The following is a 16,486-nucleotide window of genomic DNA, read 5'->3' on the forward strand; positions in this document are numbered from 1 at the left end:
CTATTTCCTTGTAATCACAAAGTCTTCCAACATGTCTTCATCTCGAAGCCACTCAAACACTTCTGTTGTCAATGCGCTCAGCGTTGGTTTGTTTCGCTGCGGGCCATTGATGCGATCAAGGAAGTTCTGCACCGCTTCTGGCCAGTCAGTTTTCATCATGCCGCGCAGGGTGTTCAGGTGCTCCGCCATTGCCCGGATCTTTGTCACGCTCTCGCCGTTCTCAGGCAAAGGTTGGATCAAGGTGTCAAACTTGTCGCGCAGGCTTAGGTATTCGTCAGCAATCTCTTTCAGTTTCTCGAGTTTCTGCTGAGCATCGAGGGTTTTGCTGTCTACCTGAATCTGCTGATGCAGGATTTGTTGCCACTCTTCCCATGCGTTTTTCAGCTGGTCGCTCAGAGTGCGGTGCAGGCTGAGCGCCTGGCTCACGCAGTTGGTCAGGGAGTCATTCTGAATGATGTCATATGCTGTAGGTTCCTGCGTTGCGACCACTCCATCCAGCGGTTCATCCGAGGCTTGCGTATCGGCAGCTACTTGGGTCTGATTATTCAGCCAGCGTCTCCACTGAGACAGCAAGTTATTGACACCGTTAACCACATTTTTGAGTTCATTTCGTTGATCTTCTCTCCAACTGACCCTCAGTTCAGGCGGCAGAAGTTGTAGGGCCGGGTACTGGTATTTAAGGCGACAATAATGCCCAGCGACGGTGTCAGTTTTTGAGAGCACTACGCCGCATTTCTCAATAATCTGCGTGGCTTTACTTGCTTGGACGCTTAAATCCAGTTGCTTCTGCATCTCTGCAAGCTGTTGGCGTAATGTACTCATTCATTCACTCCAGAGGCGCTGATATCAGCCGCCAGATTTTTCAGTCGCTCTTCAACTAGCGTGCAGGCATTTTTCAGTTTCGGTGCGTCACCCTTACTGTTTATCTGCTGTAGCGTAAAGCTGATTTTCGATTGAATATTCTGCCATTGCGCAAGAAGGTTACCGATACGGCTGACGTAATCACCATCCAGATGGGAAATGTCATGCCACAGCATGAAGGCATCTTTCTGTCTGACGAGGGAATTAAGCGTGAGCAGCGTGTTCAGGCTGGCCTCTGCGTCTACTCTTAATGCTTCAATTTCACCCAGCAACCATGATGAGTTTCTGATCTGCTCGGATTCCGAAGGGTAATATTGGGTGCGTACCGCTTCGATAAACATCTGCCACTCATCGAGAAGGGCAATGAAGTCATCCTGATTTTTTATATTTTCAAAGAGTTGTGCATTTTCGATAGTTGATGCGATCTCTTTGCGGGCTGTCTCTGCCGCACGCTGCACATCCGCTCCAAGCGGTTCCTTCTGGATCTCTCGCAACGCGGAGGTTACCACTTCGGCTTCAAGTGCTCGGACTGAGGTGAGCCCGGAACTTAATTCAGGGACGGCAACCAGAGAAAGCCATGCGTCGCGGGCGTCGTCCCACCCCTGAAGTGCTGCCTGCCGGGCTTCAGCCACTTTTATGCTGGAATGTGGTTTCTGGTTGGCCTCGAGTCCGTAGAAACAGAGATCGGATGGGCTTGTTTTGATTGTTCGTCCTTGATTCTTACCCTCAGTTCGACCGACGCCTTTCTGCGTCAGGCAAAGTGCATCAATGAGCTCCGTCGGATTTTCTTTGCCAGTCAACAGGCCCAACAGCAGCGCTTTTTGGTAATGATTACGCAGCGCAGGCTTCAGTTTCCGCGCCCGGGCATGGTTGATTGCAATCTCCGCGGTCTGCGGCACCCACCAACTGGCAAAGTTTTCATAGTGGGCGTAGTCTTCCATAGCTTCAGGGTAGCTAAGCCCTTCGCTTAAGTTGGCGTAATGCTGGATACGCAAAATCGCCAGCGACACGTTGTAGATCTCTATCCTGCGTAGCGGATCGTTGAGGTCTTTGAGTTCATAGAATTTCACAATAGCGTTCGAGGGATCTGAAGCCGCCAGTGGCAGGCTAATCAAAGGATTACGCTCAATCAGTGAAGGTCGCTCTGCCATACTGGAAAATTCCACTTGGGCATAGAGTTCATAGCAATTGTTAAGTCCTGCGCGCAGATCACTGGCAATTAATTGAGGTAAAACGGTTTTTTCATCGACCCAGGCTTTGAGATGTTTGATGAAAGCTAGCTCAGATTTCGGTTCAGGTTTAGGTTCAGGAACTGTAATACCGGTTGGTTTGTTAAGTTTTTCATCATCGTTGCCTCCTGCTGGTGGGGCAGAAATTTTACCGTTAATACGTTCGGCCAACTCAGTGAGACCAAAAGCTTTTGCTACTCCCGGCGGCAGTTGATTGCAGACTTTTTCCCAAGAGTCGCAGCCATAGCTCCAAAGTGCGGTCAATGACGCTGCACTGGTAACTCTGTTTCTGGTTAACTGATTGATGTTGTGAAGTATTTCTGTGCCAACGTCAATTCCTGCAAGGTTCGGCGGTGGAAATAGCCCGCGCTCTGCCTCAACACGGCAATCACGCAAAATATCCAGCAGGATACGGTTAATCACAATTCGTGGGTTAAAAGTCAGTTGGCCGCTGCTGTCACGGCAGTTTTTATCAGCCAGCGCACGGATAGCTTCGCGGTTAAACGGGAACAGCGGAACTTGCTGTTTGTCTGTCATACCAAAGTCCGCCAACCATTCCGGCTTTTCTTCGTCTTGCCAGACACTCGGCCAATTTGCCTGGTTTTGCGCCCGCGACTGCTTCAGCGCCGTTGCGCCATGGCGCGCTGCATTCAGATAACGACCGCACAGTGACACAATACGCCCTTCGTTGTTGTCTCTGTCGGTGTGCTCAATGATCCACTCGTAGCCCGCTCGTGTCATCAGCGTTTCCTGACGGCGTTTGTAGCCCGGATAGTTATCGGTAACGGCAATAACCGAATGCACCGGGCATAGTGTTTTCACTCCATCACGCATGCCTTCTTCGATCAGACTGTCAATCAGTACATCTTCAATGGCCGAAATAGCTGCCATATCTTCCACCAAGATCACAAGGCGGCGATCTTGTGCGAGCAACTCACGGCGAATCTGCTGGAACAACTCCTGGAAGTTACCGCCGTTGAATGTAAAGAGTTTGGCAAATAGTGATTTTAACGCCGCATGCATCGCTTCATTCAGAACGCTTACAGCCTGAATGCGGGCTTTTTCATTATCATGTTCATCAATACGCGAGTGTCGAATATATTCACGAGCAAGCGACGACAGGTCATCTATGTTGTCTTGGAAAAAGAGATCGGCGGGTGCCAGTTCGTAATTATCGTGATCCTCATCCTCCTCTTTAAGCCCATCGCTCATTCGACTGGCGCGTTTATAGAGGCAATGATCTTGTTTGAGCAGATTCAGCTTAAAGTTAGGGTCAGTAATCAGGTTGCCAATGCCGTTTTCGACTTCTTCAATGATGGCTTCGAGTCGGTTCAGAAGATCTGCCGGGATCTCTTTCCCTTGCGATTCGTAATCTTGGCCGATCTTCATCGCTTCGTTATACATGCTTTCTAATTGATGAGACATCATGGTCAGCATCAGATCAGCGAGATCTTTAGCGGAGTGTTGTTCAGCCACATCATCAACACGCTTACGCGCGTCATCAAAAATTCCACCGTGCAGATTTTTCAGGATCAGCAGCAGAACCTGACGCAGGCTGGCGTTTTTCGGAATACGGACAATTTCCCACTGTGCCAGTTCGCCGTTTGCATGCAGATGGCTTTTTAGACGACAGTCAAGCCAGCGCACCAGATGTGATTTCCCCATCCCTGAACGGCCGATGAGTGGGATAGCCCGCTCGGTGGTGAGCAGTTGTGTAAACATGTCTTCGTCGCGGAGGGCTACCTGATTGTTGTTAACATCACGACGGGTAAGCACCATTGGCTCATGTACCGCTAGTAGTACATCATCCTGCAACTCTTCGGCTTCGTTACGGATGCACTGCTCGATATTTTCAAGTGACGGCCAGTAGTTCATGATACTCATTGTGCGGCCTCCCTGAGACGGACCTGGCTGACTGGGCGAATCTCACCATTGGGCAATTGTAGCGATAATGATGCGGCGTCATCGCTCCCAACGATCAGCTGAATTTTCTGGTCTATTTCCAAGCGACGCAGCGCAAGTGATGTGCTGGTGCTGATATTTTTACCTTCCGGAGCAGACCAGTTGCGTTCGCTCATGATCTCCTGCATTTTTACCCGGAATTCACCGCCGTCCATCATTGGCATCACTTCAGCCATATTGGCCATGAAGGTTTTAATGGAGAGGCTATTTTGTTCGCCAAAAATCTGCGGCAAAAAGCACTGAATCGCCCGGGTTGGATCGGTATAGTAGTTCTGGTCCGGCGCTAGTTCCAGAAAGCCCAAATAGCGTCCATATTCCCTGACCAGCTTTTCGGTATTGGAGTTAACGGTTTCGGTTGGAAGCCATCTTTGCAGTTTTTCAGTGATGATATTTGGGGCCAGCGGTTCCTTGCCGCCTAATGAGTGCTGCTGAAGATTCATCAAACAGGTTAGCACTCGCCACAATGGTTCACATTCCTTACCTTCAGCGATACCTTTTTCTTTGCAGGCATCAATGGTGCATTGCAGCACGCGCTGATAGAGCGGACGAGTCTCATTGGGCTGCGGCAGAATCCTCTCTTCTTCCATAGGCCAGAGTCCCAGTCGGCACCAAAAGGCGAGGTTCTCTCTGATTTTTCCCCAAGCGTTATCGTTAGCGGGCAGGTTATTGGGCCGATAGCGAGCCACAACCGCTTCCGGGGAAAGCGGTGCCTGGGCATTTTGTACAATGCGATCAAATAAGGGGATCAGCACCAGGCTGCTTCCTGGGTTTGCGTTATTGATGATTGACATGCTGTAGTTGCCTGATAAAAGTGTCCAAGGGTTGCGCGTTGCCTGCGCTTTCCCACCATTTTCTGTAAGGATGCTGCGGATCGGCCAGGTGCTGCGGGGCGATGATGATGCGTTCATATCGCGAGGCCGGTAGGTCCGGTAGCGCAGTGGCAGTGTTAGACACAATCACAATTTCCGCACTGTCCGAAGTGGGTGCAGCAAGTTTTTGCACGCACCAGAAGCGAGAGATGGAATCCAAGGCGCGTTCCAGATGCCTGAAATCGGCCTTATCTGCTCGGATGGTCTCGTAATCGCCAGAGCCGATCAACTGACGAAGCGGTACGCGGAGTTCTGATAGAAGAGCCCTCATTTCCAGTTCATCGGTGTAATACACTTTCCTGACGGCACCAGCGAAGCGCGCTCGTTTCTTCGGCGTCGCTCGTATAATTTCCACATCGGCCCCAACTGTTGGGGAGAACGCGCCTTTACCCTGAGCCCGACACCCCGGGCATCCGCCGCAAGTGATTTCTGGCGCATGGTGCTGATAAATATAAAATTTTCTTAGTGTCTGGCACAGGGGAGGTCGAGGGTCGAGGATCCACGTTTTTAACAAGGTAAATGCCGCACGGCGCTTAGCTAGTTCTTCTTGGCGGGCCCTATCAACAAAGGTGTTCCAATACTCTTCAGAGTGGTGCGAGTCGTTGCAGTGGCGAATATGCACTTTGTTGTAATACTGGGCAAACCAGTCGTGAACTGCCTGAGCGTTTTCTTCTTCATCTTTTCGCAGGTTTTCTGGCAGCTCAGGGGCTGCGAACACCAGCTCAATCAGCCCGGTGCGCTGCATCAATAGTAAGGTTCTGCGGTTCCAGGCTTGATTTCGATCGCCCTGATAGTCGATATGATCGGGTTTAGTATCCAGTGAGATGCTGTAACTGGCGATGTCGCTGGGCTGGTACCGCTTAAACATGGCCATCCAACGCTGGTAGCCTTTTTCGACGCTGATAAGTTTTTCAACCGAAAGGCTTTCTGCCGTCTCCATTTGCGCACTATGCCAGACCAGATGCGCCTGGCAGGCTTTGCCATCACGCCCGGCGCGTCCACATTCCTGATAATAGCGATCGATATTTTCCGGAATGGCGGCATGAATGACCGAACGGACGTTGCTTTTATTCATTCCTACCCCAAACGCCGAGGTGGCAACCATGATGTCCAGTTGGTCGCTTGCCCATTGTGAAATCAGTTTTTTGCGAGCTAGGGTTTCCGTGTCGCCATGGAACAGGCCAACACGCTGGTATTGCTGTTGCTGAAGTCGGAGATGCCAGTTTTCCGCTTCTTCCTTCGTGGTGCAATAGAGGATGAGCGGGCGTGGGAGCGTCATTAGCAACTGCTCCACGCGCTGCTGATGCGCACCAGGGGTGGGCTCAGCATGTACGAAGTATTCGGGTTCGGGACGCAGGAAGTTCGCTGTAATCTCAATCAGTTCGCTGTCATCTGAGCGGAACTGCTCAACAATCACATCACGGGTGTTCTGGCTCCAGGTGGCGGAGAGCAGCAGGGTGCGAAAACGGCATCCGGGCTGGGCTTTTAATGAACGAATCAGCGGCGCAATCAGCTGAAAATCAGGGCGGAATTCAGCGCCCCACTGGTCTATTAGATGGGCTTCGTCGATAACGACGGCACCTATTAGGTTATTTTTCGCCAGGTCAAACAGTACCGGAACCAGCGACGATTTTGCCGCCTCCGGCGAACAAAAGAGCACGCGCTGTGAGCCGTTTCTCAACCGCTCTTTCAGCGTCTGGCGCGTTGTGTGATCCTGACCGCCAACCCAGGCATAGGTTCCTCCGTGATCCTGCTCAGCCTGCCGCAGCATGTCCCGCATAAAATCCGCTTGTTCTATGGCGAGGGCGACCGTTGGGACAATCACCAGCGTTAACGAACCGAACGGCGCACTGATGGCCTGGATTTGCGTGATAAGGCTTTTACCGCAGCTGGTGGGGAGATTCACCACCAGAGTGCTGTTGACGTCGGAGGTGAGCAGCGTGCGGATTGCCGCCTGCTGTCCGAAGCCACGGTAGTGCGTATGGGGCGTGTCGACCAGCAAGTTTTTGAGCGCCGGATCCATTTCCGGCTGCAATAAGTTACGTCGGGTTCGGCTCTGGTAAGTGGCCCGGGTGCTCGTCAGGTCCGCTTCAGCAGCGAGTGACAATATCTGTCCCACGACGGATTTTTCCAGCCCCCAAAGTGGGTCTGGGGTCTCCGTCAGCGACGGTGGAGAAGGCAGCCAGGGATCTTCGATGCCGTTCACCTGTGCAGTGCGAAGGGCATCGGCATAGCCGGCAAAAATATCATTCAGGCCGGCAGTAGGGTCGATGATGATGTTCATTAACCGCAGGAAGAAGGGATTTTCAATCCCCTCTTTGAAGGTAACGTCATCGGTAAAATAGGTGGTTAGCGCAAACTGCAGACGTGACCATTGTTCCGTCATCAGGCGACTCCAGATAAAATATTGCTACTGCAAAGAATGATCGCTTTTACCGACATCAGCTGGATATAAGCGTTGGCTTGAGACAAATCACGCTGTTTTTGCAGCGCTTTATCATATACCTGCTCAACCTGTTCTTTCCACGCATCAGCGGAAATCAGCTCTTCAATTTCTTGCCATCTAGTGGCTCGCAGATTGAGGTCCACATAACTTTTTGTGGCAGAAGGGGTCTTGCTGTACTCGCTGTTCAGCATTCCAAGCAGTTGTGGATTTGTCACCTGGGAACCGTCTGCAGCTACCCACTCCTCAACAATGCGTGGCGGCTCCAGTTCATCGCATTGACGAAGAGTGGCGTAAGGGCTTAGCGGATCGCAGCCAGTAATGAGCCAACTCATCTGAAAGAAATAGCGAGGTTCATTTAGTTCTGCGTTAATCATACGTAGCATCGCCACCGAACTGCCCCGCGCGTCCTGATTCAGTAACTGCCAGATCGCATCGACGAAAGGTTGGCCGTAACGCAAGGGATAAACCGTTGTCCCGTCAATGGCAGGGATACGTTCTGCACTCATTAGATGGGTAGACGGTGGATTGCCTCCCTCTTTGTCGAAGCTGAGCATGCAGGTTGACAGAAAAGTTTTAAAATCTACCAGCGTCCCAGAACTGCGTTCAGCTAGTTCAAAACTAAAACGCATCCCTTCTTCAGCATTTCCTGATGAACGGAAACGCAATCCTTGAGAGATCCACGGCGTAAGTGCTTTACACTGTTCTGCTGCAATGAGATCGTCATTACTAAGCTGCTGAGCGAAAAGTGCCGCTTGCGAGACTTCTTCATCCATTGCCAGCAATTTTTCCTGCATGTTAATTTTGTTGGTCTCTCTGACCAAAACGCCATTTTCACCAGAGAATTCTGCCGTAAGGTTTCCCAGCACTTGTGGGCCTTCGATGAACAGTCTGTTCCAGGCATCACTGATATAATCATCTAGTACGAACTGCAGACTGGCGATGGTATTGTTAAATACGCCAATGCTGTTCACCAGAATGTCGGCCCACTGATTGCGTAAGCTATCGGTCACATGGTTTTTTAGTATCATGCTTTGAACCGGTTTGATACCACGCAGGTTGGCGCTATAGCGGTTGAGACGACCCAGACGTTGCTCAATCCGACTGCAGGATCGCGGCAAACCATAATGAACGGCCAGACGACGTCCTCCGTGGAGATTCAACCCATCCTCGCCGCTTCTATCGCACAATAGAACCCGAACGGGGTTTTGTGCCTGAGTGAACTGTAGTGACTGGCCTGGCTGATAGCGTTCTATTGGGTAGTCCAGCAGAATGCTCATTTTGACTGACAGGTGCTGCGCTAGTTCAGGACGATCGCAGAAGACAATCGCTTTGCCATCTGGAAATTGATTTAGCCAATCATTGAGCGATGCGGCCAACATATTGTCGATAGCTTGTTGCTCATTTTTAGCCGTCGAGACGATATGTTCCAGTAAGGCTTGCTCATCCTTGGGCAGTCCCGTTGACTCTGTGAGAATGGCTTTTGCCCGCTGCAGAACACAAATCGGACTGGAAAAGAGATCGTCAATCCAGGCGATGTAGTTCGCTTCTTTTAACGACCAATGCTGGTTTTGCGGTAGTACGGCCATAGCGCGATACTCTTCCAGCAACTCATCCAAGGTTAGTCCTTCGGTTTGCCAGTGAGATTCCCTCACGCCGTTTAGACCAGGGAAGAGAAGATCCAGATTCAGGTTTTTGCTTTCATCCTGACTCAGTGCAACCTGACGGCGATTTCTCAGCAGACGGTGGTGGATGCGGTAATTCTCGCCAAGATGTAGTCTTATCGCTTTAATACCCGCTTCACGTTCAGGTGTTGGTTGAGAAAATCTCCCGATCAGTGGAAACAGTCCTTGGCATAACGTTGCCAACTGATGGTCGTCGGGGAATTGCACCAGAACCTCTTCAAGGTTACGGCGAAGACTAATATTAGACACAGATGGAACTAGAGAAGAGAAAACACCGCCAAGGCTTTCACGGTTTTTCACTAGTTCGGTGAATGCATGCAGGTGGTTTTCATCAATCTGGAATGCTTCCGGGTTGATGCAGTGCAGCATCGACAGGAAGTTGCGCTCATGGCCATGCAGCGGCGTACCAGTGAGAAGCAATGCGTAATGTGCTTTCTGACATGTTTGTGATATCAGTTTGAAATCATCACGCTGGTCTTCGTCCGTAGACCACGGCCAGTCTGCAATTTGATGGACTTCATCAATGGTAATCAGGGATGGTGAGAATCCTCTGCTCAGCAGGAGGCATGCCTCAGAATAACTACAGATAACAATCCCCTGTGCAGAGCCATCTTGCTTTAACAAGGAGAGCATCGCCGAGACACCAACGAGCAACTGTTTTAGCTGAAAACGTTCACCTAATTCTTCCCGCCACTGGCTGACGAGTTGGCCTGGCACGGCGATAAGCATACTGACATGCCCCGCTTCTTCCAGGGCATGTTCACGGATAACCATACCTGCTTCAATGGTTTTCCCAAGACCCACTTCATCCGCCAGAATATATTTCGGCGTTTTATCTTGTAATACTCGCCGTACAACGGCCAGTTGATGCGGTTCCAGTTCGACGGCGCTGCTGGAAATGGATGCTAGACCCCTGCAGGAAGCGCGTTGTTGGATGTAGGTCTTGATGAAGGAGTGTCGGCGAGGAAAGAAGAAGGGGGCGTCATTGGCCTGGTAAGCCAGAAAATGTGCAGGATTAATAGGTTTATCGGGTGCTTTGTTCAGTATAAAGATCTTATCGATAGGCAGCGTCGTTGCGTCATCTTCGCGAAAAATGACCAAATAATCACCATTAGGTCGCGACCCACCAAATCGAGCGCGCGTCCAGCGTTGACTTTGTGGTTCAAGGCAGTAGACGACAGCCTCTTCATGAGGAATCGTCGGCGTTAACTTCTCAAGACTAATTGTAACCTGACGTGTATAGGGGTGTGCAGGTGACTCAAAAAAAGCAACTGCTGCATTGTTTTCGTCAATATCAATGCTGATAACTTTTCCGATACCGTCAAAACTCTCGGAAGCAACCAACGACCCTATAGGTAATATGTTCATCATCACAATCCTTGAAATTATCTTCGCATGTATGATTTGTGCGAAAAATGAACAGTCATGGGATGAAGTAAGGGGTTTCCATGCCTGAACGACACACATTGAGAAGCAAAAGTTCAGTCGATACTGACAGGATACTGAGATGAATCCCATATTCAAGTGAAAAAAATCAAAGTTCTTAGTAGATTCACAAATAACACAGTAAGTGAGTAGCTTTCTTTGTAGTGATTGATTTCTATACGTAAAACCCCATTTCCAACTACTATTTTTCGTATTAGTAGTATCGAGTTTAACTTAAGATTCATTAAATTGATCTGAACTAGGTGATTAATCAATTGCAATATATGAAATATTCTTGCTGTAGTACTTACATATAACAATGGGATTTTAAAAGAATAGATAGCCAATATAATTTTGGCTATCTAGATAAGTTATTTTATGCCGCGATAAATGCAGCCTGCAGAGCATGTCTCTTTCACGACGACTGCGCTAAGGGTCGGGAGTTGAGGTTTAATCTGATTCCAAATCCATTCAGCAAGCACTTCGCTGGTAGGGTTTTCCAGGCCTGGAATGTCATTGAGATAGTAATGGTCCAGCCTATCCAAAGTAGGTTTAAAAATCGCTTTTAGTTCGGCGAAATCAATAATCCAACCAGTGTGCTTATCCACATCACCGGTTATCTCGAGTCGCACGACAAAGGAATGTCCGTGTAAGCGACCGCATTTATGGCCTTCCGGAACATTCGGAAGACGGTGTGCGGCTTCAAAGGTGAAATCTTTGTATAACGTAGTTTTCATAGTGACCTCATTTTTTTGTTATACAGTAACAATAAGAACCAAGATCTCCTAGCATTTCTGAGTTAGCTGCCACTACTCTTTTGATAGACAAAAATATTCCGGTCTAGCTATACCGGACTGTTTTCGATTGTGAGCCTTTAGGCGGGATGGGCATGACGCTAAATTGTGGGTTATCTGTAGCCACAGCCGAACGTTGAACACTTTATTTGATGCCCTCTTAATGGTGTTAAAATGGTGGAAAGGAAAAACCTCAAGATTTTCAAATGGTCACAGTTGCTAGTTGGCTGGCGGCTCAAGTACATCAACTCAGGAAGTAACGTTCACCATGTAATCGGCTGCATATTGTGAGCATTACCAGCCGACTTTACTGACCCTGGGAAAAGGAGGTCTGGTCTAAACCCTATCAGGTAAAAGGGGACATTTTCTATCTGTACTTCAATGCCACCACGGGTGAAGTTGAGCTGACCAAGGTGATAAATGACTGAGTTAATTTACTCCGTATCGATTAGCACCGCCTGATAATCAAGCGGTGTTTTTTCGTAATATTCCATTCAGCCATGTCTCATCTCTGTCCGGGCGGTTATCCTGCGTCACCCACAGCGAAGCGATCTCCATCCCCGGAACCGTCTTCAGCAAATCCCGCAACCCCTCTTCATCCAGATCCGTAAACCGTCTTTCACCCTGCACGCGTTCACCGTTCCCATACTTAAAGGACACATACCAGATGCCGCCAGGCTTAAGCGCATCCGCAATCTTCTGCATCACCGCAGGCAACTCAGAAGAGGGGACATGCAGTAATGAGGCACAGCACCAGATCCCATCGTACTGCGCTTTACCGTCGATCTCTGAAAAGGTCATCAGCTGCACGGGTAGCCCGGTATGTTGCCTTGCCAGCTCCACCATAGCGGAAGAGGCATCAAACGCATCCACCTGATAACCCATCTCATGAAAGGCTTTTGCGTCCCGGCCTGAACCGCAGCCCGCATCCAGAACCCGGGCACCGTGCGTCAGATGTTGGGTGAAGGCCTCGTAGAGCGGGGTCATATCGACATTGACCGTGCCATTGAAGAAATCCTGCGCGTGGTTCTGATAGTAGTGAAGTGTCATTAAAACGTTGCCTCGCCTTCCGCGTTGGGTTTCCAGGTATGGATAAGTTTATCCAGCGCAGCCTGCCAGTTACGCTGAAGAAAGCTTCTCCGTGCTTCAGGACGTTGCCCTGTCTGTAGAACAATCGTCTCATGTAACGGCAGTTTGCTCTGAATAAAATACTCATTGCGGGTGTGTAACCGCTGCAGGAGCCTGAGGTCGGGAATCCGTGCAGATTTACCTTCGACGCCACGGTTACAACACCGGCAGGCCAGCACTAAGTTCCATACGCCGTTAATATTGCTCACTTCCTGGCGGGCAGCCCAGGGAATAAAGTGGTCGACGTCCGCCAGTTCTGCGTCTCCCGGTACCAGACTGATGGGTTTAAAGCAGTAAAAACATCGTCCTTTCTGGTATCCATTCAGGCTGTCGCGGCAGCTGGTGATGTCTACGCGACGCGCATTTACTCTCGTAAACAACAGCTGATTATCTTCGTCAAACTCCACGCCAACAAGGTTACGTGAAATCCCCATCGACCAGGCCTGTTCTACCAGGTTCCAGCGGGCATTGGTTTCAAAGGCGAGGTTTTTATACTGCAGGCGTTCGCCCAGTAAATAGAAGTTATCCGTCAGGCGGATCCCGTTGTTGGTTTTGCGCTCATCAAGGAAAAAACGTTTATCGATCTCGCCCTGGTTCACGTAATGAAAGGCATCGATCACGTTGTTAAAGCCAAGGCGCACCGTCGCTTCAATGAGCTGGGCGTGGGTGATTTCACCTCGGTTGAACTTCAGACAGGTTTCCAAAAACTGACTGCTGCGGGAGGTGATCTGTTTTGGCGCATGCTTCAGGTGCTCGCAAAGATAGCGGCTGAACGGCACGGCAAGCTGGTCGAACGTAATCAAATCGCTGCCCGTCTTATCCACTTCATACAACGCAGACGCCAGCGCAAACTTGTAAGATGCGACGTTCCTTCCAAAGAGGATCACACCACGCCAGTAGTTCTCAAGCGTCGGATCGGCCTGATAAAATTCCATCGATGAAGTCCTGTTACGGTTGGCTGGGCAGGGCGTTACTAAAGCCTGTAACAGGATCACATAACAAAATCAGGGTGATGTAAATCGTTAATCTATAGGTTTGATGAATTTTTGAGAGGTCTGATAGAAAAGTGTTGAGGCAACCGATGCGGCATTAGTGCCAGGTTTGCAAATGAACAGATATCGGGAGGAGGCGAGTTGAAGTGATTTTCAGGCAAAAGTGTTGTTGTTTCGCGAATTAAAAAATACCTACCGTAATTTCCTGAATCCCCCTCGCAAAATCCAAATTCCCCTCATCCTAAACCGCTGTATTTATATTCAGCCCTGTATAATGGGCACCAGAAATTACGCCGAACGGCAAAGGAAGTATCAAAGAATATTTAAAGAAGAATTCGCGATATGAAGGTGCTGCAACACCCCCATACCGCTAACCACCAACAACTACGGAGAAGTTGAAAATGGCTGCGACGAATTTTAAGCCAGAGTTTACCGTTTGCAAAACAGAATCAGACGCTTTCACCGGCATGATTGAAAACCGCGAGCTGGTACGCAAAAACAGCGCCCGCCGTCTGCACGGCAACCAGACCAACGTGGCCCCCGTCCATCCACGCGCGGAAACACCGAAGGACAGTGCCGCCTGCTGCGAACTGTATGCACGCATAGATATGAAATACCTTCTCCTAGGGGGCGACTGGTTAACCCGTGCAGGCTTTATCAACGGTATGCCTGTGAAAATCCGCGCCATGAAAGACTGCATCGTGATTACCCCACAGCATACAAGAGAATTATGGGGATGTCTGGAAGGTATGAGTGTGGTGAATATAAATAAGCAGAAAGTCGTGCAGTGGTTAAAAACGTTTCCGGGAGCGCTGAATGATACGGGAGATATACCTATGGTGAAGCGCGGAAATGGTCTGGCAAAGTAAGAATAATATCTAAAATATCCCTTCATTAATCATGTAAAAGGATAAGTTAATACGGGCTTGAATACGCATGCCCGTATTTTTCCTTTTTTAGATGCATTATCTAACTCCGCTGGTGCACTCAATAAATCGGTTGTAACATTCTCCGCAAAGCGACAGGGAGGATTGCTATGCAGATTTGTAGGATGGATTATAATGATGTCTCCGCCGATGGAAGAAAGCTGAAACTACACGTTTATGGCGTTGGGACGTTTCCCGTTTTTTCAGGAATAGAACCCGTAACCAGTATTGCAGAGTGCGCCTTTATCAGGAATGCAGCATTACCTTTGGGTACGTACTGGATCGTTGATGCACCGGAAGGCAGTATTGCTAATCGGGTTGAACGGTTTGTAAAAGACTTCAAGAACGGGACCGATCATTCTGAATAGTTCGGCTTGTTTAATGCTTCGACCATGGCTGATAACGTATTTGTGACTGGGGTCGACAGAGGCTCATTTCGACTTCATCCATTGAGGCCGAATGGTGAGGGAGAGTCGTGGGGATGCATAACGTTCTATAATATCCCTGATTTTCAACTGGTCAGACAATCTTTGCTTGCACGTAAGAAGATTCGTGTTCCTGGTGGTAAAGGGTTGATGGCATATGGACGTATTGATGTGACAGGAAGGGCTGATTATGCTTCATGCAAAGTTAAAAAATAATATCCTGATTGGTCTGGCATGCCTCATTGCTTCCTTCTTTATCGTCCTGTTTCCTCTGGGAGGCTTGCTCGATTACTTGTCTCAAGCCAGCAATGATTTTTTAAATCGTACCGGTCTGGGGTTTGCTGATGGTGAAGCAGACCCATCATTCCTGTGGGTGTTGGGTGGGATGATGGCCGTCGTTACCGCGCTACTGATGTTCGCCATTCGGAAGATATGCAATCTGAGGCAGGGATAAGACATTTCATGGGCATTTTCTATGACAATCCTTTTAAACGCCTTGAAGTGGTCAGCGCTCACGGTTGCCACTGTATGTATCCTCGGATGGTTGTTTGTATGGCTTGTGGCATCTGATTCTGATGCGACGACCGTTTATACGGAAAACGATTTTTTCCACTACCGGATACTGACAGACAAGGATATTAAGAACGCCCCAAAAGTAACGGACGACTATTATTTTGAGGCGCATTCGGGCGATGGTTACGAACCTTCAAACAGTATCATTTTTAAAGGCGCTACCAGTGCTGCACCGTTGCGCGCTTATCTCGAAACGTTAGGGTATGTGAAGGAAAAGCGTAGCCTGGAAGTGAAGGAGGTCTGGTCGAAACCCGAACGGTTAAACGCAGATTTTTTCTATCTGTACTTTAATACCGCTACGGGTGATATTGAACTGACCAAAGTGATAGGTAACGGGCATGTCATCTCATGCCCGTATTAAGAAAAAACCACTCGTGCTTTATCTGCTCTTTCACAGCCTTAACCAGCACAGCATGGAGTTCACCAACGGTTAAATCGCGTATCACAGGTTCGGGAATGCCTCGTAGCCTGCGAATCAAGCGGCAGATACCAAAGTAATCTATGCCCTCGGTGCTAAAAAGAAACTCGTTTTCAGCGAGGGAAAAAATTTTCTCATAACCATCTTCTTCAGTGACGAGCGTAACGCCAAACGCTTCCTCGCAGTCTTCAATCAGGGCATCGCCATCCATGCCGCATATATCGAGGTCGGCTTCGATTAGGGTGTTCTCATCAATGCGCTTGCGATGATGTCCCGAGGACTGACGTACAACCTCAATGACCTGCGAAAGAGTGGGGTACATTATGTTGGATTCCGTGGGTGAAGTAATGACGTAGACATTGATTAATAGACCGAATTAACGTCTGGGATTTATTATTGAAGGTACAAAGAAAATCAAAACAGTCCACGCAAACATCCCAATGATTTTTAGCGGCCAAGGTTCGAATACATCAAAGCACACAATTGCGCCTATAACTAATAATGGTCCTCCCAATAATTCCACTATTCCTTCTAAGATCGATAACTTATGAGGCAATACACGATTCAGTAAAACGGCCATGAAATGTGCGCATCCTAAAGTGATGATTATTGCTATAGTGCATTCTTTCCAGTTGTCAGTGACGCCCACGCAAATGAGACATAGCGTGGTCACTAAAACACAAAGTAACGTATTTAGCATGGAAATAATAAACTTGCTCATAACAGTTGCCGCGACGTTTAAAATATAAAGAGTCT

At 49.0% G+C, this 16,486-nt stretch carries 14 protein-coding genes; 5 read left to right on the top strand and 9 right to left on the bottom strand.

Annotated features, from left to right (window positions below; all coding sequences use genetic code 11):
• The 8 genes from ACOT0L_RS20150 to ACOT0L_RS20185 form a co-directional block, all read right to left on the bottom strand.
• Positions 1 to 822, bottom strand: a complete 822-nt coding sequence (locus ACOT0L_RS20150; protein WP_023295840.1) for a hypothetical protein — start codon at positions 820 to 822, stop codon at positions 1 to 3.
• Positions 819 to 3,974: a protein DpdH gene (gene dpdH / locus ACOT0L_RS20155; RefSeq protein ID WP_126503175.1), complete on the bottom strand. Its 3,156-nt coding sequence runs from the start codon at positions 3,972 to 3,974 to the stop codon at positions 819 to 821. Before dpdH ends, ACOT0L_RS20150 begins: the two co-directional genes overlap by 4 nt.
• On the bottom strand, positions 3,971 to 4,843 hold the full coding sequence (dpdG, locus tag ACOT0L_RS20160; protein ID WP_023295842.1) for a protein DpdG: 873 nt from the start codon (positions 4,841 to 4,843) through the stop codon (positions 3,971 to 3,973). Before dpdG ends, dpdH begins: the two co-directional genes overlap by 4 nt.
• A complete protein-coding gene (gene dpdF / locus ACOT0L_RS20165) occupies positions 4,827 to 7,307 on the bottom strand; it encodes a protein DpdF (RefSeq protein WP_126503173.1) in 2,481 nt (826 codons plus the stop codon). The genes dpdG and dpdF overlap by 17 nt, the downstream gene beginning before the upstream one ends.
• Positions 7,307 to 10,420, bottom strand: a complete 3,114-nt coding sequence (gene dpdE / locus ACOT0L_RS20170) for a protein DpdE (protein ID WP_260473314.1) — start codon at positions 10,418 to 10,420, stop codon at positions 7,307 to 7,309. Before dpdE ends, dpdF begins: the two co-directional genes overlap by 1 nt.
• A 425-nt stretch (positions 10,421 to 10,845) precedes the next feature.
• On the bottom strand, positions 10,846 to 11,211 hold the full coding sequence (gene queD / locus ACOT0L_RS20175) for a 6-carboxytetrahydropterin synthase QueD (RefSeq protein ID WP_023295845.1): 366 nt from the start codon (positions 11,209 to 11,211) through the stop codon (positions 10,846 to 10,848).
• A gap of 522 nt (positions 11,212 to 11,733) precedes the next feature.
• Positions 11,734 to 12,318 (bottom strand): class I SAM-dependent methyltransferase, encoded by a 585-nt coding sequence (locus tag ACOT0L_RS20180; RefSeq protein ID WP_126503171.1) that lies wholly within the window; start codon positions 12,316 to 12,318, stop codon positions 11,734 to 11,736.
• Positions 12,318 to 13,331, bottom strand: a complete 1,014-nt coding sequence (locus tag ACOT0L_RS20185) for an HNH endonuclease domain-containing protein (RefSeq protein WP_126503169.1) — start codon at positions 13,329 to 13,331, stop codon at positions 12,318 to 12,320. The genes ACOT0L_RS20180 and ACOT0L_RS20185 overlap by 1 nt, the downstream gene beginning before the upstream one ends.
• A gap of 458 nt (positions 13,332 to 13,789) precedes the next feature.
• Between ACOT0L_RS20185 and ACOT0L_RS20190 the strand changes: the two genes are divergently transcribed.
• The 5 genes from ACOT0L_RS20190 (at position 13,790) to ACOT0L_RS20210 (ending at position 15,673) form a co-directional block, all read left to right on the top strand.
• The gene (locus tag ACOT0L_RS20190; protein ID WP_074133734.1) at positions 13,790 to 14,257 is read left to right on the top strand and encodes a SymE family type I addiction module toxin; all 468 of its coding nucleotides are present in this window, start codon (positions 13,790 to 13,792) and stop codon (positions 14,255 to 14,257) included.
• 182 nt (positions 14,258 to 14,439) lie between these two features.
• The gene (locus tag ACOT0L_RS20195) at positions 14,440 to 14,682 is read left to right on the top strand and encodes a DUF2778 domain-containing protein (protein ID WP_232926242.1); all 243 of its coding nucleotides are present in this window, start codon (positions 14,440 to 14,442) and stop codon (positions 14,680 to 14,682) included.
• A 6-nt stretch (positions 14,683 to 14,688) separates the two neighbouring features.
• Positions 14,689 to 14,955: a tlde1 domain-containing protein gene (locus ACOT0L_RS20200; protein ID WP_289443866.1), complete on the top strand. Its 267-nt coding sequence runs from the start codon at positions 14,689 to 14,691 to the stop codon at positions 14,953 to 14,955.
• Positions 14,930 to 15,193, top strand: coding sequence for a hypothetical protein (locus tag ACOT0L_RS20205; RefSeq protein WP_022646910.1), 264 nt, complete (start codon positions 14,930 to 14,932; stop codon positions 15,191 to 15,193). The genes ACOT0L_RS20200 and ACOT0L_RS20205 overlap by 26 nt, the downstream gene beginning before the upstream one ends.
• Before the next feature lie 21 nt (positions 15,194 to 15,214).
• Complete coding sequence (locus ACOT0L_RS20210; protein ID WP_094948333.1) at positions 15,215 to 15,673, top strand: hypothetical protein; 459 nt, start codon at positions 15,215 to 15,217, stop codon at positions 15,671 to 15,673.
• On the opposite strand, the gene ACOT0L_RS20215 is transcribed toward ACOT0L_RS20210, so the two are convergent.
• Positions 15,654 to 16,052: a hypothetical protein gene (locus ACOT0L_RS20215; protein WP_022646912.1), complete on the bottom strand. Its 399-nt coding sequence runs from the start codon at positions 16,050 to 16,052 to the stop codon at positions 15,654 to 15,656. The two genes, ACOT0L_RS20210 and ACOT0L_RS20215, sit on opposite strands and share 20 nt — an antisense overlap.
• Positions 16,053 to 16,486: the final 434 nt, after the last annotated feature.

The sequence above is a fragment of the Enterobacter cloacae complex sp. XAL002 genome, assembly GCF_049236805.1.
Taxonomy (GTDB): domain Bacteria; phylum Pseudomonadota; class Gammaproteobacteria; order Enterobacterales; family Enterobacteriaceae; genus Enterobacter; species Enterobacter intestinihominis.